Origin of the sequence: Mesorhizobium sp. M0410, assembly GCF_040321435.1 — a bacterium.
Lineage (GTDB): Bacteria > Pseudomonadota > Alphaproteobacteria > Rhizobiales > Rhizobiaceae > Mesorhizobium.
In genome coordinates this window covers 225678-246406 of the sequence record NZ_JAMYRN010000001.1, presented here as the reverse complement: position 1 = coordinate 246406, position 20729 = coordinate 225678, and the positions used below count along the sequence as shown (strand labels likewise).

The following is a 20729-nucleotide window of genomic DNA, read 5'->3' as shown; positions in this document are numbered from 1 at the left end:
TCTGCTGCCTGCCGGCGTTTGATTGTTGTTCCTGCCGGGCGCTGAAACGCCCGGCAGGAAAGCCTCGTCTCAGAGGCCGTTGTCCTTCAGGATCTGGGCGGCATTTTCCTTGGTGATCTTCTGCGTCGGCAGGGTGATGGTCTTTTCAACCTTCTCCCCGTTCAGGAACTTGATCGCCTGCCGCAGCCCTTCGGCGCCCGGCGTCACATAAGTGAACGTCGCCGTCAGCTCGCCATTGGCGACCAGCTGCACGCCTTCATTGGGCAGGCCGTCGATGCCGATGAACTTGATGTCCTTCTCACGTCCGACGTCCTTGGCGGCAAGATAGGCACCATAGGCCATCGGATCATTATGGCCGTAGACAAGATCGATCTTCTCGTTGTTGCGCAACGCGGTCGCCATGATGTTGTAGGCCTGGTCCTGCTTCCAGTCGCCCGACTGCTGGTCGAGCAGGTATTTTATGCCCGGCTCCTTGTCGGTGAATTCATGGAAGCCGTCATGGCGATCGTGTGCCGGCTGGGTGCCCATGCCGCCCCAGATCTCGACGACGTTGCCGGCGGCCTTGCCCTTGCCGCCAAGCAGCTCGACGGCATATTCACCGGCAGCCCGGCCGATCAGCTTGTTGTCGCCGCCGACGAACTGCGTGTAGTCATTGGTTTCGACGTTGCGGTCGAGCACGAAGACCGGGATCTTCGCATCGATCGCCTGCTGCACGACACCGGTCAGACCGGCGGATTCTTTCGGCGATACCAAGAGCGCATCGACCTCCTGACGGATCAGGTTCTCGACGTCGGCCACCTGCTTCTCGGTCTTGTCCTCGCCGTCGGTGATGATCAGTTCGACTTCCGGATGCTTGGCCGCTTCGGCCAGGATGTCCTTGTTGAACTGAGCCCGCCAGGGTTCGATGGTCGTCACCTGCGAAAAGCCGATCTTCCACTTCTTGTCCTGCGCATGGGCGCCGCCGGCAAGCATGGCGGTCGTGGTCAGGAGTGCCGCTGTCAGCCCGGCGAGCTTCAACAATTCACGTCGTTTCATTTCTTGTTTCCTCCAATATTCAGAGACGCGGTCTCTTGCGACGGCCGCTTTGCCGCGACCGTTTCCTTGTGCGCTTGCCCACCGGGCAGCCGCAGATAGAAGAGAAGATCACCGGCATTGCGCTCCTGTACGAGCACGGTACCGATGATGATCATCCCCTTCAGCACCAGCTGAAGGTTCGAATTGATGTTATGCAGCTGCAGGATGTTGGAGAGCAGCCCGAAGATCAGCACGCCGCAGAACGTCCCGGTGAGGCTGCCGCGTCCGCCCATCAGGCTGGTGCCGCCGATGACCACGGCGGCAATCGCGTCGAGCTCCAGGCCGGCGCCGGCGTCCGGCTTGCCTTGCCGGTACTGCGCGACATAGAGCACCGCCGCGATGCCGGCCAGCAGCCCTGACACGGCATAGGTGGCGATCTTCACGCGGCCTGCGGCGATGCCCGACAGCCGCGCCGCCTCCTCATTGCCGCCGATTGCATAGACATAGCGGCCGAACGGGGTGAAGCGCAGCACGGCGCCGTAGATCAGGATGGCGCCGAGGAAGAAGAGGCCCGGCATCGGGATCACGCCGAATACCAGCGAGCGCAGCATTTCGAAATCGGCCGTGGCGTTCGAGCCGGTATAGACCGGCAGCACCGCATTGTTCTGGCCGGCTGTCAGCCGGGCGATGCCGAGCGCAGTAACCATCATCGCCAGCGTCACGATGAAGGGCTGCAGCCGCCCCGCGACGATGATGAAGCCGTTGAGCGCGCCGAACAGCAGGCCGACGCAAGGCGCCACCAGCAGCACGCCGAGCACGCCGAATTTTGAGCCTACCTGCGGCAGCAGGAACCACAGCACCAGACTGCACAGGATCACCCCGACAATGCCGGGCGTCACCAGCCCGCGAACGCTGTCCAGCCTGATGTCGTGCGTCGCCTGCGCGCCGGCACGGGATTTTTCGATGTTCAGCAGGATGAAACGAGTGACGAGAATGCCGAGGCAAAGGGCTGCCACGGCAACTGTCGGCACCCCAAGCACCACCGCCGGCGTCACGCCGGGGACCGTCAGCAGCATGGCACAGACCACCGTACAGATCGCCATCAGCGAGCCGACGGAAAGGTCGATACCGCCGGTAATGATCACGGCCGTCATGCCGGTGGCAATCAGGCCGGTGGTCGACACCTGGCGCAGCACGTCGAGCAGGTTGCCGTAGGACAGGAAAATGTTGTTGCCCTTGGAGCTGATCGGCGAGCCGAGCACGCCGATCAGGAAGATGGCGATCAGGCCCCAATAGAGCTTCGTCCGGGACAGGATATGCAAAATGCTCATGCGGCAGGCCTCGTAATCGTCCGTCGCGGCGCCGCAAGCCGCATGATGGCCTCCTCGCTGGCTTGCGCGCGGGACAGGATTCCCGTCTGGCGGCCGTCGGCCATGACCAGGATACGGTCGGAAAGATGCAGCAGCTCCGGCAATTCCGAGCTGATGACCGCGATCGCCAGCCCGTCTCGCGCCAGCTTGACGATGAGATCGTAGATTTCCCGCTTGGCGCCGACATCGATGCCGCGCGTCGGCTCGTCGAGCAGCAACACCCGCGGCCTCGTCGCCAGCCATTTGCCGATGACGACCTTCTGCTGGTTGCCGCCGGACAGCGTGCCGGCCGGCTGCTCGACGGTCTCGCAGCGAATGCCGAGCGCCTTGACGGCGTCCCGTGCCAGCCCTTGCTCACCGGCCAGCGAGCGCAGGCCGAACCGCGCCAGCGCACCGACCAACGGCAGCGCGACATTGTCGGTGATCGAGGCCTCGAGATGCAGGCCTTGCGTCTTGCGGTCTTCCGTGACAAGGGCGATGCCGAGCCGGCGCGCATCGCGCGGCGAACGGATTTCTACCACCTCGCCATCGAGCCTGATCTCACCGCCGGCACGTCCGCCGCTGGACCCGAAGATGGTTTCCAGGATTTCGGTCCGGCCCGAGCCCAGCAGCCCGCCGATACCCAGGATTTCACCTGCGGCAAGATCGAAACTGACGCCGTCGAGCACGGTGCGCCAGCCATGGCGATTCGGCTTCGACAGCGACAGCTCGCTTACGGAAAGGACGGTGTTGACACCGGGGATGCGGTGCTCCTGGGAGGAAGCCAGCAGGTTTCGCCCGACCATCGCCGAAATTATGGCGTCTTCGTCGAGCTTGTCCATCGCCCGCGTCAGGACGTGGCGTCCATCGCGGAACACGGTGACCCGGCTGGCCAGATGCATGACTTCGTCGATGCGGTGCGAAATGTAGACGATCGCCACGCCGCTGTCGGCGAGCTGGCGGATGATGCGGAACAGCCGCTGGCATTCGGCTGGCGAAAGCGCCGAGGTCGGCTCGTCCATGATCAGAATGCGCGCCGACATCGACAGCGCCTTGGCGATCTCGACCAGTTGTTGTTCGCCGACGCGCAAGGCACCGACGCGCGCATCCGGATCGAGCTCGATGCCGAGCCTTTGCAGCAGCGCGCCGGCAGCGCGGCTGCTCGCCTTGCGGTCGACGATCAGCCCGGCGATCAGCTTCTCGCGGCCGAGAAAGATATTGTCGGCGACGCTGAGTTCGGGAACGAGATTCAGCTCCTGGTGGATGATGGCGATGCCGGCGCGCTCGGCTTCGCGGACGCCGGCAAAGCGCACCGCATCGCCATCGATACTGACCGTTCCGTTATAGTCCGTATAGACGCCGGACAGGATCTTCATCAGCGTCGACTTGCCGGCGCCGTTCTCGCCCATCAGCGCATGGACCTCGCCGCGCCGCAGTTCGAAATCGACATCGACAAGCGCGGCGATGCCACCGAAGGACTTGGAGATGTGCTCGGCGCTCAACACGATAGCCGAGCCGTCCGCCACAACGCCTTGCGCAGGGATGGAATTGCCGTGCTGCATGACAAGGACGGCCTCCCTCCGTCGCCACCGAACACCTCAAACGCTAATCTAAACGTTTCGATCATGTCAAGGCAATATCTGGAGTCTGAGATTGTTCCATTTCAATTCTTGCGCAAAATCGTAAGATTCCGTACGTATTGCTGCCGTGGAGTGGTGAAACGTTTCGAAAATGACAGCGTCAGGACGAAAAAAGCAGCGCAAATTCACTGCTCCGACCATGCTTCACGTGGCCGAGGCCGCGCGTGTTTCCGTGGCCACGGTGTCGGCGCTGATCAACGGCACCGCGACCGTCAGCCCCGAGCTCAGCCAGCGCATCGAACAGGCGATCCGCGACATCGGCTACAAGCGCAACGCCATTGCCCGCAGCCTGAAGATAGGCACCACACGCACCATCGGGCTCACCGTCCCCCACATCACAAACCCGTTCTTCACCGACGTGGTTTCGGTCATCCAGCAGGCTTTCGACAGGGCCGGTTACGCCGTCATGCTGTGCTGCACCGACGAGCACCTGAACACGCAGGACGACCAGATCAGATTGCTGCTCGACCGCATGGTCGACGGACTGATCGTCGCGCGTGTCGGCGACGGCGCGATCCTCAAACCGATTGTCGACGACGCCAATGTGCCGGTCGTGCTGCTCGACCGTGTTTGCCAGGGTGTCGACACCGATGCCGTCGTTCTCGACAACCAGCGCGCGGTGTTCGACGCCATCACCTACCTGATCGATCTCGGCCATCGGCGCATCGGCTACATCTCCGGCTCGTTCGATATCTCGCCGATGCATGACCGCATGGCGGGATACCGCGAGGCCCTCCAGGCCGCCGGCCTGCCGGCCGAGCCCGAGCTCGTCCGCTTCGGCAACTTCCATGAAGTCGACGGCTACAACGCCACCATGCAGCTGCTTTCGCTGCACGACCGGCCGAGCGCCATCTTTTCGGCCAACAACCCGATGGTGATCGGCACGATGAAGGCCATTCGCGATATCGGCCTGTCCTGTCCGGAGGATATTTCGGTCGCCTGCTTCGACGACTTTCCGTGGTCGGATGTGTTCCGGCCGCAATTGACCACGGTCGCACAGCCGGTGCAGGCGATTGGCGAGCAGGCGGCCAATCTGCTGCTCGACCGGCTCGCCGGAAACAGGGATGCGCCGCCGCGCAAGCTGACGCTCAAGGGTCGCCTGATGATCCGCAATTCATGCCGTCCGCTAGGTGCGACTGCGCAGAGCGTCAGCGCGTAGCGCTTGGGCTCCGTTCAGAAACTTTGCAATGCCGGACGGACCAGCGGTCCCCCTGTCCTGCCGACCCGGGCCTTCGCAGCCACTACGGGCGTTCGTCGTTCGAAAACCGAGCAATGGAAGGACGCGGCGCCGATCGAGCCAAGTGGCCAACGGTCAGCCAGCCGACAGTCAGGAAAATCTTGGCAATCGAAGCATGTCTGGAATATGACGAGATGCGGCTGATCGTTCACACGGGCGCCGGCTTGAGTCATGCGCGTGAAATCGATCCTAATCGGGCTGGTTCTTGCTGGGATGGCCGTATTCTTCGGCTGCACTACCAGCGGCGCATTAAAGACTTTCCCCTCGGCCTATGGCGGCCTCACCGACGCCGGTTTTCGCGTTCCGCCGGTTCCGATCTACAAGGTTGACCCAAAGTTCCATCGGCAGACAGTACCTTATGCGACTGAAGAGGCGCCGGGCACCATCATTGTCGATACAGGAGCGAAGTTCCTCTACTACGTGTTGGGAGACGGTCAGGCGCTGCGCTACGGAATCGGCGTTGGCAAGGCGGGCTTCGAGTGGCATGGCACTGCTCACGTTGCGAGGAAGCGCGAATGGCCGGATTGGAGCGCGCCGTCTGCGATGATCGTGCGCGAGCAGAAGCGAGGCCGCATCATACCGGCCCATATGGAGGGCGGACTCATGAACCCGCTCGGGGCGCGGGCGCTCTATCTTTTCAACGAGAAAGGTGACACTGGATATCGCCTGCACGGTAGCCCTGAATGGTGGTCCATCGGCAAAGCTGTGTCGGCTGGCTGCATTCGCCTCATGAACCAGGACATCATCGATCTCTATGACCGCGCCACAATCGGCACCAAGGTGATCGTCATTTAGTGGACGCCGCGTTTCCCGCAAACGGACGAGCATGAGGATCGAAAACCTCCGCGTAAAGCGCGCGAAATGTTCGCTGTGTCTTCGCACACCTGTTCGCGAGGTTCCCTGCCCAAGGCCGGCCTTGCCCGCAACAGTGGCAAGTGGCGAACCAACTCTCAGGCAGCTTCCGACAGCGATTTGTGAGCGTCGGCCAGGATCTCGAACGAGCGCACCCGCGCCGCATGGTCGAAAATCTGCGCTGTGACCATCAGCTCGTCGGCGCCGGTGCGGCGCACGAAGGCCTCGATGCCTTGCCTGACCGTTTCGGGAGAGCCGACGACGGCGCAGGAAAGCGCTTGGCCGAGCATGGTCTTGGCCATTGGATCGAGGTCGCGCTCATATCCTTCGACCGGCGGCGGCAATCGGCCGGGCCGGCCGGTGCGCAGATTGACGAAGGCCTGCTGCAGCGAGGTGAACAGCAGCCGCGCCTCGGCATCGGAAGGAGCGGCGAAGACGTTGAGGCCGAGCATCACGTAAGGCTTGTCGAGCTGCTCCGAAGGCTGGAAACGCGAGCGGTAGATCTCCAGCGCATGGTCGAGCTCGGCCGGCGCAAAATGCGAAGCGAAGGCGTAGGGCAGGCCGAGCATGGCGGCAAGCTGCGCGCCGTAGAGGCTGGAGCCGAGAATCCAGATCGGCACCTTTTCGCCTTCGCCGGGCACCGCGCGGATGCGTTGGCCGTCTTCGGCCGGTTGGAAGTAACCCATCAGCTCGACGACGTCCTGCGGGAAATTGTCGGCGCCAGCATCGAGGTTGCGGCGCAGCGCCCGTGCCGTGGCCACGTCGGTGCCGGGCGCCCGCCCGAGGCCGAGATCGATGCGACCAGGATGCAGAGCGTTGAGCGTGCCGAATTGCTCGGCGATGACCAGCGGCGAATGATTGGGCAGCATGACGCCGCCGGCGCCGACGCGTATGGTCTTGGTGCCGCCGGCCACATGGGCAATGACCACCGAGGTGGCGGCGCTGGCGATGCCCGGCATGTTGTGGTGCTCTGCCAGCCAATAGCGCCGGTAACCCAGCCGCTCGGCATGCCGGGCGAGATCGAGCGAATTGGCGAGTGACTGCGAAGCGTTGCTGCCTTCGACGATCGGCGACAGGTCGAGAACGGAAAGAGCGGTCATCGGCGCGGGTTTCCTGTGGGCCGAACGGATGTAGGAAGCCGTTGCCGAGGCGGCAAATTCAAAATGTTGATTGAGCACTGCAGGCACAACGGACGTGCCACCGATGCAAGGTCGTGATCCAATCGGGGGACGTTTTTGACCCTTAAGCCGCTACTTTTTCGCCTCGTGAATTTCTTCGTCCTCGATCACCGCCGTATGCTGCGCCGCGAGGAAATTGCCGACATGACTGAGGCCGTCGAAATGATCGCAGAACACCTTGATCACGACCAGCAGCGGCACCGCCAGCAAGGCGCCGACGAAACCCCACAGCCAGGACCAGAAGGCGATGGCGATGAGGATCGCCACTGCGTTGATCTCAAGACGGCGGCCGACGACCGTCGGCGTCACGAACTGGCCTTCGACGACATCGCACATAAGGACGAAGGCCGGCGCCAGCAGCGCATAGGAAATCGTGTCGAAGCTGATCAGCGCGATGATCGTGACCAGCGTGATGGTGGTCAGCGCCCCGATATAAGGCAGGAAATTGAGCAGAGCCGCTGCCGCGCCCCAGACCTGCGCGTTGGGCACGCCGAGCGCCCAAAGGCCGAGCCCGATGACAATGCCGAGACATGTATTGATCACCGTGACGGTAAGCAGATAATGCGAGATTTCACGTTCGACGTCGTAGACGACGCGCAGCGCCCGCTTCTTTTCGCTGAGACTGGGGAAGGACTGGACGATCTTTTCATAGAACATCGTGCCCGAGGCGAGCAGGAACAGCGACAGGACGAAGACGATGGTAACGCTGACGCCAGCCGACAGCACATTGCCGGCCGCCTGCGAGAGAATACCGGATGGCGCCATCGCCACCCTCTGAACGCCCGGCTCCTGGGAAGTCTGTGTCAGGCCCTCGATCTGGCGCGAAATCTCCACGATCCGTTCGAACGGACGGCGCAATTGTGCCAGACGTTCGGTAAGCTGCTGGCCGATCGTGGAGGTGTTGTTGATGAGGTCGATGACCGGGCCGCTGAGCAGATATCCCGCGACGGCGACGAGGCAGAACGAAAGCAGCACCAGCAGTGTCGCCGAAATGACATCGGGCATGCCATGCTTGCGCAGGAAGCGAACGATCGGCGTCAGCGTCAGCGCCAGCAGGAAAGCCAGAATGACCGGCATGAAGAAGGCGCGGGCGAAGTAAAGCGCGTAGATCGCCATAAGGATGAAGATGCCGACGAGCAGCGAACGCATCAGATGCGCATCCGCCCGTGCCTCGACGCGCGGATCCGGGCTTTCGGCAGCGCTTGCGCCCGAAGCGGCGGGTTCGGCTTTCATTCTGACCCTCGGCGGCACACCGCGATTGGTGCAGACCGTTGGCGAAAACGCCTCTGTCGCTTCAAGGTTCCGTTAGCCGGCGTCACCGGCAAGGCCGCCGCGCGGCCTTGCCAATGAATCAGGTGACTGGGAATCAGGCAACCGGTGCCGCCACGGCGGGAACGGCCCTCGCAGTTTCCCGGCGCACGATCGGCGCCACCTTGGTGCCGTAGAGTTCGATGGCCTTCATCACCTTGGCGTGCGGCATGGTGCCGATCGCCATTTGCAGCAGGAAGCGGTCGTTGCCGAATATCCTGTGCTGGGCAATGATCTTCTCGGCCACCTGTTCTGGATTGCCGACGAACAGCGCGCCGTTTGGGCCGCGCGATTGGTCGAAATGCGCCCGCGATGTCGGCCCCCAGCCGCGCTCGCGGCCGATACGGTTCATCACCTCGGCCTGCGGCCCGTAAAAATCGTCGGCTGCCTGGTCCGTGCTGTCGGCGATGAAGCCGTGCACGTTGAGACTGGTGGCAAGGCTTGCCGGATCGTTGCCGGCGCGTCTGGCTGCATCCCTGTAGATGTCGAACAGCGGTGCGAACCGCGCCGGCTCGCCACCGATGATCGCCAGTGCCAGCGGCAACCCGAGCACGCCCGCGCGGGCGACGGATTGCGGCGTTCCACCGACGGCGATCCAGATCGGCAATTTGTCCTGCAAGGGCCGGGGATAGACGCCGCGATCATTGATCGGAGCGCGCAGACTGCCCGACCAGGTCACCTTGACATTATCGCGGATGGCGAGCAGCAGGTCGAGCTTCTCGGCGAAGAGCTCGTCATAATCTTCGAGATTGTAGCCGAACAGCGGAAAGGACTCGATGAACGAGCCGCGCCCGGCCATGATCTCCGCCCGGCCGCCGGACAGAAGGTCGAGGGTGGCAAACTGCTGGAAGACGCGCACCGGATCGTCGGACGACAGCACGGTGACAGCGCTGGTCAGCCTTATGCGCCTGGTTCGTTCGGCGGCCGCCGCCAGTGCCACAACCGGAGCGGAGGCAGCGTAGTCGGGACGGTGGTGCTCGCCGAGACCAAAGACGTCCAGCCCGACCTGGTCGGCGAGCTCGATCTCCTCGATCAAGTTGCGCAGCCGCTCGTGCGCACCGATCGCACCGGGACCCGGTTCCGGGCTGACGTCGGCGAAAGTGTAGAGACCGAGTTCCATAGTGTGTCATCCCAGGGTTTGTCCTGGCGCTACAGGTAGCGATCAGTCCGCCGCCCCGCCAGATGCCTGGATGGTGAACAGTGCGGGTGCCTCTCAGCCGAATTCAATCGAAATGGCGTCTCCCGGCTGCAACAGATCAGAATTTCATGGCTGGCATACCGTTTTGGCGCTTGAACTCTCGGTTTTCACGCGTATGTAAGCCTCGCAAATTGACTTCAGGGAAGTGGAATTGGCTATCTATAGGGAAAGAGACGTTTTCGAGCGGCGCAATGCCGCGAACGAGGCAAAGAAGGCGCTTCTGGAGCGCTTCAAGGCAAAGCCGGCGGCAGATGATCCAGCGGTGCTGGCACGACAGGCCGAGCGCAAGGCGATCCTCGAGGCCCGCGCGATACGTGAGGCCGAAAAGGCCAGGCTGAAGCAGGAAAAGCTGGCGCGCGAAGCGGCCGAAAAGGCCGAGCGCGAGGCAGCCGCCGAAGCGGCACGCATCGCCGCCGAAGAGGCCGCACAGGCCGAAGCGAAGATCCGGGAAGCTGAAGAGAACGAGCGCATCGCCCGTTTTCTTGCCGACGAGGCCGAACGCAAGGCCAAGCGTGACGCCCGCTATGCCGCGCGCAAGCAGCGCACCGGCAGGACGCCGCCCGGCTTCTCCGCGCGATAACGCCTTCCGGCACTGATTCAAGCCATCGGAACGCTCCGTTTCGATGGCTTTCGGCCGATTTCTTAAATGCGCGAAATCTATCTTCGCCGCATCCATAGGGGATGCGCGTGAGCTTAGTGAACAATCATACCGGCCGCGTTTGCGGCCGGTCGAAATAAGCCGAAACGGTAGCTGCGGCCCTACTTGTCCTTCAGCTTCATCGCCTTCACCGGCGGTGCCTTCAGGGCCGGCGCCGGAGCTGGTTTCTTCGCGTCCTTCTTCGGCTTGCGGGCTTCCTTGCCTGCCTTCATCGCACCCTTAGCCATGATTCGTTCCTCCAGTTGACGTCTGGCGAAGTGAAACAAGAGAAAACGCTCGACTGCAAGAGGCCGCTGCCGGGCAGTCGCCCTGACCGATGGCTGTTAACCGGTTTCTAATTCCCTCGTAAACCGCAGCGGTCCGTGCCATGGTCTTCTTCGCACTGCAGCATCAGCCCTCGCGTTTCGCCGGCTGATGATCAGGCAGGCCGGTCAGGACGACAATGCGGATCCACATCGGTTGCCAGATGAGCTTCGACTTCCCGCAGGAAACACCGCTGATCGCGATGCTAAATGTCCATTATTCGCGCGCATCCGATCTTGAGCGGCCGGACTTCCTGACGTCGAACCCGCCGGTGCCGATCGAGAGCTACCGCGACAGTTTCGGCAATTGGTGCAACCGTCTCGTTGCGCCGGCCGGGCGCTTTGCCTTCGGCACCGACGCGGTCATCCGCGACCCCGGCTCCTTCGAGACGCGCGAGCTGACGGCGTGGCAGCACGAGGTGCGCGATCTGCCGTCGGAGACGCTGCTGTTCCTGCTGCCCAGCCGTTATTGCGAGAGCGACGTGCTGTCGAATGAAGCGTGGCGGCTGTTCGGCAGCACCCCGCTCGGCATTCCGCGCGTCCAGGCGGTCTGCGACTTCGTCCATAACCACATCGTCTTCAACTACTTCAATGCACGGCCGACACGCACCGCCGCCGAAGCCTATCGCGAGCAGAGTGGTGTGTGCCGCGACTTTGCTCACCTCGCTGTTGCCTTCTGCCGCGCCCTGAACATTCCAACCCGCTACTGCACCGGCTATATCAGTGACATCGGCCTGCCAAAGCCGTGGTCGGACATGGATTTCGCCGCCTGGATGGAGGTCTATCTCGGCGGCCGCTGGCACGCGTTCGACCCGCGCAACAACGCGCCGCGCATCGGCCGTATCCTGATCGCCTCCGGACGCGATGCCGCTGATGTGCCGCTGACCCACATTTTCGGGCCGGGCGCGCTGGCTGGCTTCAAGGTCTGGACGGACGAGGTCGTCGAATAGCCCCGCCCCGCCCTTTTGGATAACTGACTTTGTGAACAACTCGGCGCTTCAGGCGTTGTGAGAGCTGTGGAGCGTGGGCGGACGCTCCGCCAATCTCGGTGCATCAACCAAGGCAGCACACCATGGCGGCGCATGGCGGGTCGAAAAAAGTGATCTATGCGGCGCTCGCCGGAAATCTTGCGATCGCACTGACCAAATTCGCCGCTGCCTTGTTCACGGGCAGCTCGGCAATGCTCTCGGAAGGCGTCCACTCGCTCGTCGATACCGGCAATGGCAGCCTGCTGCTTTACGGCATGCACCGTGCCGCGCGCCCGGCCGACCGCACGCATCCGCTCGGCCATGGCCGCGAGCTGTACTTCTGGAGCTTCATCGTTGCGCTCCTCGTCTTTGCACTGGGCGCCGGCATATCGTTCTACGAAGGCGTGACGCACATCATGACGCCGGAGCCGATTGCCAACGCCAAGGTGAACTACGCTGTCCTTGGCCTTTCCTTCCTCTTCGAAGGCACCTCTTGGCTGGTGGCGCTGAAGGAGTTCCGCCACCAAAAAGGCAGCCACGGCTGGCTCGAGGCGGTGCAGCTCAGCAAGGATCCTAGTGTCTACACCGTACTCTTCGAGGACAGCGCGGCACTTCTCGGCCTCGTTGTCGCCTTCGCCGGGATATCGGCGGCGGAACTGCTGGACATGCCGAAGCTCGACGGCGCCGCGTCGATCGGCATCGCGCTGATCCTGGGCGCAACCGCGATCTTCCTGGCGCGCGAAAGCAAAAGCCTGCTGCTCGGCGAGCCGGCTTCGCCCGAGGTGCAAATGAAAGTATTGGACATCGTCCAGCAGGACCCGGCGGTGCAGCGGGCGAATGGCGCGCTGACGCTGCATATGGGTCCGCAGGAGATCGTCGCCGCTCTGAGCATCGAGTTCGAGGACCACTTGTCGGCGCCCGAGATAGAGACCTGCGTCGAACGCCTCGAGACGCGGCTGAAAGCGGAGATGCCGGAGGTGACGCGGCTGTTCGTCAAGCCTCAGACCACCGGCACCTGGGAACGCCGGAGCAAGGCCTTGGCGGGGGCATCCGGACAAGAACCGGCCTAAGGAAAATGGCTTGAGGAAATCGATGCGCCATCGGACAGTCCCGGTTATGATCGCAGGCAAAAGCTCGGGAGGAACGAAGATGAAAATCGACGGCGGGTGTCATTGCGGCGCCATCACTTACGAGGCCGAGGTCGATCCGGAAAAGACCACCATTTGTCACTGCATCGATTGTCAGAAGCTAACCGGAACGGCCTTTCGCGTCACCGTGCCGGCGTCCCAGGACAATTACAGGATCACCAAGGGCAAGCCGAAAATCTACATCAAGACCGGTTCGAGCGGCGCCAAGCGCGCCCAGGCGTTTTGCGGTGAGTGTGGCTCGCATCTCTACGCCACGTCGGCGGGCGAGGGACCGAAGGTTTACGGCATCAGGGTCGGCACGGCACGGCAACGCGAGCAACTGGTGCCGAAAAAGCAGATCTGGCACCGCTCGGCGCTGCATTGGCTGCCGGAATTCGAAGGCACGACCATCATCGAGGAGCAGTAGCGCCAGATCCGGGTGAAGCCTCCGGTTCCGGCGTAGCTCTCAATCGTCGCCTTCGACGACCCTTAGCCTCAACTGCCCGGTTTTCGAATCAGCGACGCGCGGGCTGCTTTCCGCTTTTGCTCCGCTGCCATTCGAACCAGCGGTATCCTCCGCCGGCTGCACGCCAAACTCCAGCGCCTCGATCTTTTGTCCGCGCCGGGTCACCTTCGATGTCGAGACCAGGATGTCGTCGATATCCTTGGCCGATTGACCGAAATGCGTCTGCAATTTGCGCACCCGCTCGTCGAGCCGGGAGACGTCTTCCATTAGCCGGATGACCTCGCCCTGGATCAGGTGCGCCTGCTCGCGCATGCGGGCATCCTTGAGGATTGCCTGGATGACCTGAATCGACAGCATCAAAAGCGATGGCGAGACGATGACGATCCGCGATCGATGCGCCTTTTGGACAACGGCCTCGAAATTCTCATGGATTTCGGCGAACACCGATTCCGAGGGCACGAACATGAAGGCGGTGTCCTGCGTCTCGCCCTGGATCAGGTATTTTTCGGAAATATCGCGGACATGCACCTCGATGTCGCGGCGGAAAGCCTGTGCTGCCGACTTCTGCAGGTCGGCGCCTTCGGCGGCACGGATGGCATTCCACGCCTCGAGCGGAAACTTTGCGTCGATGGCAAGTGACGGCGCGCCGTTCGGCATCTTCACCAGGCAGTCGGGCCGGCTGCCATTCGACAAGGTCGCCTGGAATTCATAGGCGCCGTGCGGCAATCCGTCGGCGACGATGGCCTCCATGCGCGACTGGCCGAAGGCGCCGCGCGTCTGCTTGTTGGAAAGGATCGCCTGCAATTGCACGACCTGGCCGGCCAGCGACTGGATATTGCCTTGCGCGATATCGATAACCGCCAGCCGTTCCTGCAGCTTGGCGAGGCTCTCATGCGTCGATCTCGTCTGCTCGGTCATGGTCTGGCCCAGGCGGCCGGTCATGGCATCGAGGCGCTGGCCGATCGACTGGGTCAGTTCCGCCTGGCGCGCCCCGAACACTTCGGCGATGGCGCCCATGCGGCCTTGCATTTCCGCCTGGCTTGCCAAGATGCCGGCCATCCGCACCTCGGCGTCACGGGCGTGGTCGGCGGCTTCGGCGGCCGCCACTGCACGCGCCTTGGCCGATCGCCAGAGCGCAACGACGAGCGCCACGAACAGTCCAAGGAACAGCATTGCGCCGAAACCCAGGGCTTGGCCGAGCGTGAGCGTGGTGGCGCCGAGGCGGGCGACAGGTTCGGACAGGATGGTGGCCAGATCGTTCATGCCGACAGCATAGATGATTCGGTCTGCCGGCACAGATCAAAACGTGAACGACCCGAAGCCGTCCCGGTTGACGCTTTTCCTGCGAGGTCTTAGGTGAGACGCCATGTCGATCAAGCCGCTTATCATCCTCCCCGATCCCGTCCTGCGCCAGGTTTCAAAACCGGTCGAGCGTGTCGATGGCGATTTGCGCAAACTGGCCGGCGACATGCTGGACACTATGTATGACGCGCCCGGCATCGGCCTCGCAGCGATCCAGGTCGGCGAACCCTTGCGCATGCTGGTGATCGACCTCGCCAAGGAGGACGAGACGCCGGCGCCGCACGTCTTCATCAATCCCGAAATCCTTGAAAGCTCCGACCAGCGTTCGGTCTATGAGGAAGGCTGCCTGTCGATCCCCGATTACTATGCCGAAGTCGAGCGCCCCGCCGCGGTGCGGGTGAAGTATCTCGATCGCGACGGCAAGCTGCAGGAGATCGAGGCCAAGGGGCTGATGGCGACCTGCCTGCAGCACGAGATCGACCATCTCAACGGCGTGCTGTTCATCGACCACATCTCAAAACTGAAGCGCGACATGGTGGTCAAGAAGTTCAAAAAGCTCGCCAGGGACAAGGCGCCGGGCAAGATGGTGGGATAGGGGTCGACGAATGCCCCTGCGTGTCATCTTCATGGGTACGCCCGAATTCTCCGTGCCGACGCTGCGGGCGATTGCCGGGGCCGGGCACGGGTTGACCGCCGTCTATACGCAGCCGCCGCGCGCCGGCGGCCGGCGCGGGCTCGAACTGACGCGGTCGCCGGCGCAGCGCGAGGCGGAGCGGCTGGGCGTCGAGGTGCGGACGCCGGTGTCGCTGAAGAGCGAGGCGGAGCAGGAGGCGTTCCGCGCCTTGCGCGCCGACGTCGCCGTGGTCGTCGCCTACGGGCTGCTTCTGCCCAAACCCATTCTCGAGGCGCCGCGGCTCGGTTGTCTCAATGGCCACGCATCGTTGTTGCCGCGCTGGCGCGGCGCTGCCCCTATCCAGCGCGCCATCATGGCCGGCGATACCGAAACGGGCATGATGGTGATGCGGATGGACGAAGGCCTCGACACCGGGCCGGTGGCAATGGTTGAAAAATGTCCCATTGGACCCGACATGACGGCCGGCGATCTGCACGACCGGCTGATGGTCCTCAGTGCTGCGCTGATGGTGCAAGCGCTCGAGCGGCTGGAGCGGAATACGCTGACATTTACCACACAGGCGGAGGTGGGGGTGACCTACGCCAAGAAAATCGATAAATCGGAGACTCGCATAGCCTGGCTGCGACCTGCTGGCGACGTGCACAACCAGATTCGCGGCCTGTCGCCCTTTCCCGGTGCATGGTGCGAGGCCAAAATCGGCGGCCGTGTAGAACGGCTGAAACTGCTTCGCTCGACGCTCTCGCAAGGCGCCGGCGAACCGGGAGGAATTCTCGATGACCGGCTGACGGTCGCCTGCGGGTCAGGCGCGATCAGGCTGGTCGAAGTTCAACGTGCGGGCGCAAGGCCCATAGCCGCGCAGGAGTTTCTGCGCGGGGCCAAGCTCGAAAAAGGAATGAAATTGTCATGAGCATGATGTCCATACGCGCGGCGACGCCGCGGGACCGCGAGGCGATCCGCCTAGTCGAAGAACACGCATTCGGCCAGCAGACGGAGGCCGGACTGGTCGACGCGCTGGTCACCGGCGGTGATGCCGTCGTCGAACTGGTGGCGGACGAAGACGGGCAAGTGGTCGGGCATATCCTGTTTTCACGGCTTTTCGTGCAGAATGGCGGCAAGAGCTTCCCGGCGGTGGCTTTGGCTCCTTTGGCGGTCGAGCCGTCGTTCCACGGCACCGGCATCGGCGGTGCGCTGGTCCGCGAGGCGCATATCCGCCTGAAGGCTGCTGGCGAGACGCTCGCCGTGGTGCTCGGCGATCCCGCTTACTATGGACGTTTCGGTTACAGCCGCGCCCGTGCAGCGAAGTTCGAGAGCGAGTACCAAAGCGAGGCTTTGCAGGCGCTTGCCTGGGGCGAGGCGCCGGAGACCGGCAGGCTGGTCTACGCCTCGGCCTTCGGCTCAGCCCTCGCCGCCTGATTTCGCTTCGATCCGGGAATGCCGCGTTTTCGCCTCGACATCGAATATGACGGCAGTCTCTTCGCCGGCTGGCAGCGCCAGGCCAACCAGCCTTCGGTGCAGCAGGCGATCGAGCAGGCGATCGAGAAGTTCTGTGGCGAGCAGGTTTCGCTGCGCGCCGCCGGCCGCACCGATGCCGGCGTCCATGCGACCGCTCAGGTGGCGCATGTCGATCTGATCAAGGCATGGCCCGGCGACAAGGTGCGCGACGCCGTCAACGCGCATCTGCAGGCGGCCAAGGTGCGCATCGCCATCCTGAAGGCCGCCTCCGTGCCGGATGGTTTCGATGCGCGTTTCTCGGCGATCGGCCGCCATTACCTCTACCGCATCGTCAATCGCCGCGCGCCGGCGGCGCTCGACAAGGGCAAGATCTGGTGGGTACCGAAGCAGCTCGATGCCGGGGCCATGCACGAAGCGGCAAAGGTGCTGCTTGGCCGGCATGATTTCACCACCTTCCGCTCGACCCAGTGCCAAGCCTCCAGCCCGGTCCGCACACTCGACCGGCTGGATGTCAGCCGGGCGGGCGATTTCATTGAGGTCCGCGCTTCGGCGCGCTCATTCCTGCACAACCAGGTGCGCTCTATGGTCGGCTCGCTCAAACGCGTCGGCGAAGGCGGCTGGACTGTTGCCGACCTCAAGGCGGCGCTTGAGGCGCGCGACCGTGCGGCCTGCGGTCAGGTGGCGCCGCCCGACGGGCTGTTTCTCGTCGGCGTCGACTATCCGACGCCTGGCTGATCCGGAACGCTGATCCCGAGCAGCGCCTGCAGTCCGAACAGGACGATCAGCGAGGCCACGAACATGCCGGCAAAAACGGCGCTGCCGACGGCCGCACCCCTGCCGATCGCAACGTTGGTCATCCGCCAGGTCAAGACCATCGACAGCGCGAACAACAGCAGCGACACGAGTCCGGAGACTTCGTTGGCCGACGTCAGGAAAAGCCGGATCAACGCCGATGGCAGCATCATCCAGGCGATGATCGCCGAGGCCCAGTTGCTGGCCACGACATAATGGACGAAACGGCCGCCGACGCCGACCCGCGGCGCCACCAGCGCGAGGCCTATGAGCGGCAGCACCCAGGCGCCGATATCGACGGTGGCCAGGCGGATCAACATGCTGAAACGGCCGACGAATGCGTTGGGGTCGCCGATCTCGTTGGCAATACCGACCCAGCCGACGATCAGTGCCGGCGCCGCGACGACGATGGCAAAAAAGGAGTTCCAGAATCCGTCCGCCGAAAGGTCGAGCAGGCGAAATCCGTCGGCCTTGCCGAGCATCAGCCGCCAGGCACCGGCAAGCGAAGCGTAGGTTTCATCCGCTGAAAGCATCACTAGGATATGTCCTGCGCAAACCAGTCTTCAACGAAGCGCAGATAAATCTGCGTCAGCGTCTCGAGGTCGGCAATCGCCACGCGTTCGTCGACCATGTGCATGGTCTTGCCGACAAGGCCGAATTCGACCACCGGACAATAATCCTTGATGAAGCGGGCATCGGAGGTGCCGCCGGAGGTGGAGAGCGCAGGCTTCCTGCCGGTCACCGCCTTGATCGAGCCGCCAAGCGTCTCGATCAACCTGTCGTCGCGTGTCAGAAAAACGTGGCTCGGTCCGTCGCGCCAAGCGATCTCGTAGTCGACGGGCGTCGCCTTGCCGGCGCGGTATTTCTTGCGTTTCGCCGCCCGGTCGAGGCGGTTGTGGATCTCGGCCTGGATCGTCTCGGCGGTCCATGTGTCGTTGAAGCGAATATTGAAGGTAGCCGCCGCCTTCGCCGGGATGACGTTGGTGGCAGGATTGCCGACATCGATGGAGGTCACCTCAAGATTGGTCGGCTGGAAATCCCTTGTTCCGTTATCGAAGGCGGGGTGAAGCAAGGCGTCGACCAGCGTGACCAGGCCGCGCACCGGGTTGTCGGCCAGCTGCGGATAGGCGGCGTGTCCCTGGCGGCCGTTGACGACGACCGTGCCCGATAGCGAGCCGCGCCGGCCGATCTTGATCATATCGCCGAGCGCGTCGGGATTGGTCGGCTCGCCGACGATCGCAGCATGCCATTTCTCGCCTTTGGCGGCCGCCCATTCGAGCAGTTTCGTCGTGCCGTTGATCGCCGGACCTTCCTCATCGCCGGTTATCAGCAGCGAGACCGACCCCTTCGGGCCGCCCTTCTGCGCGATGTGTCGCGCTACCGCCGCGACGAAACAAGCAATGCCGCCCTTCATGTCGACGGCGCCGCGGCCGAACATCTCGCCATTGGCGATGTCGGCTGCAAAGGGCGGGTGCGTCCAGGCTGTTTCATCGCCCACCGGCACGACATCGGTATGGCCGGCAAACATCAGATGCGGGCCGTTGCCGGAACGCCGCGCGTAAAGATTCTCTATGTCAGGTGTGCCGGATTCGGAAAACACCGGGCGCTCGACGGCAAAGCCGAGCGGCTTCAACATTTCTTCCAGCGCGCTCAGCGCACCGCCTTCGGCGGGCGTCACGGAAGCGCAGCGGATGAGAGCAGCCAGATTTCTGGTCGGATCGGTAGGCAGCGTCATGGGCAAAGCGATAGTCGAAAGCGCAGGGACTGTCACGGCCAGACATAAGGGCCAGACATGCCGCCGACATTATGGTTTTCATGTCGTATAATTGCGGCAAGGCCTCTCGACCAGGGCAGGGCCATCGCATGATCACGCATGGCAAGACAATCGTAATCGCCGGTGCCGGCAGTATCGGCTGCTACGCCGGCGGCTGCCCGATACTTGCCGGGCGACAAATGGTTCTGCCGGCGCGGCCGCGCATCGAGAAGGCGGGCAAGTAACGGTCAAGAGCGGCGCGACGCAAGGCATGGCCGGCCGGGCAGGAGAGAAGCGGATCGCCCTGCCTGTCGCCGGAAGCCGTCGCCGTCAGATGGTAGCCCGCACAGGTGCCCAGTAACGGCCCTTGCCGGTGCGCTTGGCTTCGTAGAGCGCATGGTCGGAACAGGTGAGCAGGATTTCCGGATCGCCGCCGTCGGCGGGTGCGAAGGCGCTGCCGACGCTCAGGCCGACATGGATAGCGGAACCGACCCCGAGGTCGAAAGGCACCGAGACCTTTTCGATGGCCCGCTTTGCCAGGTAGGTGGCCTCGATCTCCGAGGTTGCGGGCAAAAGGATGACAAATTCATCGCCGCCAATGCGGAAGACAACGTCCCCCGGACGGAAGCCGCGCTTCAATCGTTCGGCCACCTTGCGCAGCAGCACGTCGCCGACGGCGTGGCCAAAACGGTCGTTGACCTGTTTGAAACCGTCGAGATCCATGCTGAGCACTGCAAACGGCTTGCCGCCATTGGCGGCCGGCGCCGCAAGCTCGCGGCACATGTCGCGCAATTTCTCCTGCAGGAAGATGCGGTTTGGCAGGCCGGTCAGCGCGTCCTTGATGGCCAGGTCGCGATTGTCCAGTTCGGCGCGGATCATGCGGGCATTGATTGCGTGGTTCTGAAGCAGCACGATGATGACGCCGGCCACATAGAACGGCGTTTGAATTCCGACGATCGGCATTCCGGGCGCCGCAGAAAACAATGCACCGGCCACGTAAGGCAGGCTTACGGCCAACATGACGAATATGGCGAAGCGCGGGGTCGCCGCATTGCGTGACGACACCACGCCGACGACGCCTGCGACATTCAAGGCGGCAAGTACGGAAAGCGCCATATTCCCGCTGGCAACACAGCCATAGCAGCCGAGGCCGAAGACGACCGACCAGACGCCGCTGGCTGTCATCAGGCCCGCCAGCGGCCCTTTCGAGCCGCGCCTGCGGGCCTGTTCGCATTCCCGCATCAGCAGAACGCGGACGGTGAAAAGCATCAGGTCGGCGGCAATCCAGGCGTAGGGCCACCAATCCCCGGTGGCGAGAGCGGCGCTGACCGCAACCAACAGAACGCTGATGGTGCCGAACAGGACTGCGAATTTGCGATCGAAGGTGGTGTCGAGAAGCCGGGCGCGGACAGCTTCCGGTTCCAATTTCATTGGCGAAGAGAACCAGGCAAACAGGCGAGCGGCGGCGCTCCACGTTTTGCGCGGCTCCTTGGTGATCA

At 63.3% G+C, this 20729-nt stretch carries 22 protein-coding genes; 11 read left to right on the top strand and 11 right to left on the bottom strand.

The features are described from left to right. Positions 1–69 precede the first annotated feature (69 nt). The 3 genes from NKI63_RS01235 to NKI63_RS01225 are packed head-to-tail and all read right to left on the bottom strand — an operon-like array spanning position 70 to position 3925. Positions 70–1035: a substrate-binding domain-containing protein gene (locus NKI63_RS01235; RefSeq protein WP_254815861.1), complete on the bottom strand. Its 966-nt coding sequence runs from the start codon at positions 1033–1035 to the stop codon at positions 70–72. Continuing rightward, complete coding sequence (locus NKI63_RS01230) at positions 1032–2345, bottom strand: ABC transporter permease (protein WP_352820240.1); 1314 nt, start codon at positions 2343–2345, stop codon at positions 1032–1034. Before NKI63_RS01230 ends, NKI63_RS01235 begins: the two co-directional genes overlap by 4 nt. Beyond that, positions 2342–3925, bottom strand: a complete 1584-nt coding sequence (locus NKI63_RS01225; protein ID WP_352751760.1) for a sugar ABC transporter ATP-binding protein — start codon at positions 3923–3925, stop codon at positions 2342–2344. Before NKI63_RS01225 ends, NKI63_RS01230 begins: the two co-directional genes overlap by 4 nt. A gap of 217 nt (positions 3926–4142) precedes the next feature. On the opposite strand from NKI63_RS01225, the gene NKI63_RS01220 reads away from it, so the two are divergent. Continuing rightward, positions 4143–5162: a LacI family DNA-binding transcriptional regulator gene (locus NKI63_RS01220; RefSeq protein ID WP_352751758.1), complete on the top strand. Its 1020-nt coding sequence runs from the start codon at positions 4143–4145 to the stop codon at positions 5160–5162. A 249-nt stretch (positions 5163–5411) separates the two neighbouring features. Further along, positions 5412–6035: a L,D-transpeptidase gene (locus tag NKI63_RS01215; RefSeq protein ID WP_352506035.1), complete on the top strand. Its 624-nt coding sequence runs from the start codon at positions 5412–5414 to the stop codon at positions 6033–6035. 155 nt (positions 6036–6190) lie between these two features. On the opposite strand, the gene NKI63_RS01210 is transcribed toward NKI63_RS01215, so the two are convergent. The 3 genes from NKI63_RS01210 to NKI63_RS01200 form a co-directional block, all read right to left on the bottom strand. Further along, positions 6191–7192, bottom strand: a complete 1002-nt coding sequence (locus NKI63_RS01210; protein ID WP_352506034.1) for an LLM class flavin-dependent oxidoreductase — start codon at positions 7190–7192, stop codon at positions 6191–6193. A 150-nt stretch (positions 7193–7342) separates the two neighbouring features. After that, entirely contained in the window at positions 7343–8503 is a 1161-nt protein-coding gene (locus NKI63_RS01205) for an AI-2E family transporter (protein WP_352477022.1), read from the bottom strand. 133 nt (positions 8504–8636) lie between these two features. After that, entirely contained in the window at positions 8637–9698 is a 1062-nt protein-coding gene (locus NKI63_RS01200) for an LLM class flavin-dependent oxidoreductase (RefSeq protein ID WP_352506033.1), read from the bottom strand. Between the two features lie 229 nt (positions 9699–9927). Here NKI63_RS01200 and NKI63_RS01195 point away from each other — a divergent pair, with 229 nt between their 5' ends. Next, entirely contained in the window at positions 9928–10356 is a 429-nt protein-coding gene (locus NKI63_RS01195) for a DUF6481 family protein (protein WP_352820238.1), read from the top strand. A 179-nt stretch (positions 10357–10535) separates the two neighbouring features. On the opposite strand, the gene NKI63_RS01190 is transcribed toward NKI63_RS01195, so the two are convergent. After that, entirely contained in the window at positions 10536–10661 is a 126-nt protein-coding gene (locus NKI63_RS01190) for a hypothetical protein (RefSeq protein WP_013528464.1), read from the bottom strand. Between the two features lie 215 nt (positions 10662–10876). On the opposite strand from NKI63_RS01190, the gene NKI63_RS01185 reads away from it, so the two are divergent. From NKI63_RS01185 to NKI63_RS01175, 3 genes are all read left to right on the top strand, one after another. Then, positions 10877–11686 carry a transglutaminase-like domain-containing protein gene (locus tag NKI63_RS01185; protein WP_254815869.1) on the top strand — a complete coding sequence of 270 codons (810 nt, stop codon included), beginning with the start codon at positions 10877–10879 and terminating at the stop codon, positions 11684–11686. A gap of 122 nt (positions 11687–11808) precedes the next feature. Further along, positions 11809–12774 carry a cation diffusion facilitator family transporter gene (locus NKI63_RS01180; protein WP_352477025.1) on the top strand — a complete coding sequence of 322 codons (966 nt, stop codon included), beginning with the start codon at positions 11809–11811 and terminating at the stop codon, positions 12772–12774. A 79-nt stretch (positions 12775–12853) separates the two neighbouring features. Continuing rightward, complete coding sequence (locus NKI63_RS01175) at positions 12854–13258, top strand: GFA family protein (RefSeq protein ID WP_352506031.1); 405 nt, start codon at positions 12854–12856, stop codon at positions 13256–13258. Positions 13259–13297: 39 nt separating this feature from the next. Here NKI63_RS01175 and NKI63_RS01170 read toward each other — a convergent pair whose 3' ends face one another. Then, positions 13298–14560, bottom strand: coding sequence for a DNA recombination protein RmuC (locus NKI63_RS01170; RefSeq protein ID WP_352506030.1), 1263 nt, complete (start codon positions 14558–14560; stop codon positions 13298–13300). A gap of 103 nt (positions 14561–14663) precedes the next feature. Between NKI63_RS01170 and def the strand changes: the two genes are divergently transcribed. From def to truA, 4 genes are read left to right on the top strand one after another with little or no spacing between them, the layout of a single operon-like run. Further along, positions 14664–15194 carry a peptide deformylase gene (gene def, locus NKI63_RS01165; protein ID WP_352820235.1) on the top strand — a complete coding sequence of 177 codons (531 nt, stop codon included), beginning with the start codon at positions 14664–14666 and terminating at the stop codon, positions 15192–15194. Positions 15195–15210: 16 nt separating this feature from the next. Further along, positions 15211–16140, top strand: coding sequence for a methionyl-tRNA formyltransferase (gene fmt, locus NKI63_RS01160; protein WP_352820356.1), 930 nt, complete (start codon positions 15211–15213; stop codon positions 16138–16140). Further along, entirely contained in the window at positions 16137–16646 is a 510-nt protein-coding gene (locus NKI63_RS01155; RefSeq protein ID WP_254815873.1) for a GNAT family N-acetyltransferase, read from the top strand. Before fmt ends, NKI63_RS01155 begins: the two co-directional genes overlap by 4 nt. Positions 16647–16664: 18 nt before the next feature. Then, positions 16665–17420: a tRNA pseudouridine(38-40) synthase TruA gene (gene truA, locus NKI63_RS01150; protein WP_352477029.1), complete on the top strand. Its 756-nt coding sequence runs from the start codon at positions 16665–16667 to the stop codon at positions 17418–17420. On the opposite strand, the gene NKI63_RS01145 is transcribed toward truA, so the two are convergent. Then, a complete protein-coding gene (locus NKI63_RS01145; RefSeq protein ID WP_254815875.1) occupies positions 17402–18010 on the bottom strand; it encodes a transporter in 609 nt (202 codons plus the stop codon). The two genes, truA and NKI63_RS01145, sit on opposite strands and share 19 nt — an antisense overlap. Before the next feature lie 2 nt (positions 18011–18012). Further along, positions 18013–19212: a succinyl-diaminopimelate desuccinylase gene (gene dapE, locus NKI63_RS01140; RefSeq protein WP_352686422.1), complete on the bottom strand. Its 1200-nt coding sequence runs from the start codon at positions 19210–19212 to the stop codon at positions 18013–18015. Between the two features lie 128 nt (positions 19213–19340). Here dapE and NKI63_RS01135 point away from each other — a divergent pair, with 128 nt between their 5' ends. Next, positions 19341–19475: a hypothetical protein gene (locus NKI63_RS01135; protein WP_352506029.1), complete on the top strand. Its 135-nt coding sequence runs from the start codon at positions 19341–19343 to the stop codon at positions 19473–19475. A gap of 85 nt (positions 19476–19560) precedes the next feature. On the opposite strand, the gene NKI63_RS01130 is transcribed toward NKI63_RS01135, so the two are convergent. Then, positions 19561–20661 (bottom strand): GGDEF domain-containing protein, encoded by a 1101-nt coding sequence (locus tag NKI63_RS01130; RefSeq protein ID WP_352751754.1) that lies wholly within the window; start codon positions 20659–20661, stop codon positions 19561–19563. Positions 20662–20729: the final 68 nt, after the last annotated feature.